The following is a 1,562-nucleotide window of genomic DNA, read 5'->3' as shown; positions in this document are numbered from 1 at the left end:
GCCACGCCGCTGAAGACCTGCAAGCGCGCAGTTGGGCGGCGAGCTGTGCGGCCTGTCACGGGACGGAGGGGCGTGCCGTGGGGGGCATGCCGGCGCTGGCGGGCAAGCCCAAAGAGGAGCTGTATCGAGCCCTCAAGGCCTTCAAGGAGGGAGGCAAGCCGGCCACGGTGATGCACCAGCACGCCAAGGGCTACACCGACGCGCAGCTTGAGCGCATTGCCGCGTATTTTGCCAAGCAAAAACCCTGAAGACGGCGGAGGAGGCGAGCATGAGGATTGACCGACGGGAGTTTTTGAAGCTTTTGGGCGGGGCTGGCGCGGCGGCGGCGCTGCCGGGTTTGAAGGGCTGTGCGGCCCCGGGAATGGGGCCGGGCGCGGCCTCCAAAGGGCGGGTGGTGGTGGTGGGCGGAGGCTTTGCCGGGGCGACGGCGGCCAAGTACGTGCGGCTGTGGGACCCGAGCATTGAGGTCACGTTGGTGGAACGCCAGCCCGAGTTCGTCTCTTGCCCTTTGAGCAACCTGGTGCTGGCCGGTGTGCGGCGGCTGCCCGAGATCAGCCGCCCCTATGACACGCTCGAGCGCCGCTGGGGCGTGCGGCTGGTGCGCGATGAGGCGACGGCCCTCGACTTGGAGCGCCGCCAGGTGCGTCTTGCCCGGGGCAATCCTCTTTCCTACGATCGGCTGATCGTGGCCCCGGGCATCGACTTCATGTGGGAGACGATTCCGGGCCTGACGAGCGCGGCCGCCCAGGAGCGGGTGCCCCATGCCTGGAAGGCGGGTCCCCAGACGCTTGCCCTGCGCCGCCAATTGGAGGCGATGGGCGACGGGGGCGTGTACGCGATTGCCATTCCCAAGATGCCCTACCGCTGTCCCCCGGGGCCCTACGAGCGGGTGAGCCTGGTCGCCTTCTACTTCAAGCAGGCCAAGCCCCGCTCCAAGATCCTGATCCTGGATGCGAACCCCGACATCGTCTCCAAGAAGGGGCTTTTTACCAAGGCCTGGGAGGATCTCTACAAGGGCATGATCGAGTACCGGGCGAACAGCGAGCTGGTGGATGTGGACGTGGCCACGTTGACTGCCAAGCTGCAGTTCGAAAACGTCAAAGCCGACGTCTTGAACGTCGTGCCGCCCCAGCGGGCCGGGGCGATTGCCAAGCAGGCGGGGCTGGTGACGGCCAACGAGCGCTGGTGCGAGGTGGACTTTCTCACCTACGAGTCGAAAGTGGCCAAGGGGGTGCACGTGCTGGGCGATGCCACCCAGTCGGCGCCGGCCATGCCCAAATCCGGCCACATGGCCAACCAGCACGGCAAGATCTGCGCTGCGGCGGTGGTGGCGCTCCTGAACGGCCAGGAGGTCAACCGCGAGCCCTTGATTGCCAACACCTGCTACAGCTACGTCTCCGACCGGGAGGCGATGCATGTGGCCTCGGTGCACAAGTACGACCCGGAGAAGAAGACCATGGTCACCGTAGAGGGGGCAGGAGGCTTGTCCAGCGCCCGCAATGAGCTCGAAGCCCAGTACGCCTGGGCCTGGGGCCAGAACATCTGGACCGACATGCTCGCCT

Annotated in this window: 2 protein-coding genes; both read left to right on the top strand. The window is 66.7% G+C overall.

The genetic code is table 11. The features are described from left to right. Positions 1 to 248, top strand: a 248-nt coding sequence (locus tag V7Q81_RS16035) for a c-type cytochrome (protein ID WP_333845339.1), incomplete at its 5' end; no start/stop codon positions are given. Positions 249 to 268: 20 nt separating this feature from the next. Further along, positions 269 to 1,562: FCSD flavin-binding domain-containing protein (locus tag V7Q81_RS16030; RefSeq protein ID WP_333845337.1), on the top strand; the 1,294-nt coding region annotated here is incomplete at its 3' end.

Source organism: Pelomicrobium sp., from assembly GCF_036803785.1.
GTDB lineage: Bacteria > Pseudomonadota > Gammaproteobacteria > Burkholderiales > UBA6910 > Pelomicrobium.
This window is presented reverse-complemented; position numbering and strand designations above follow the sequence as displayed.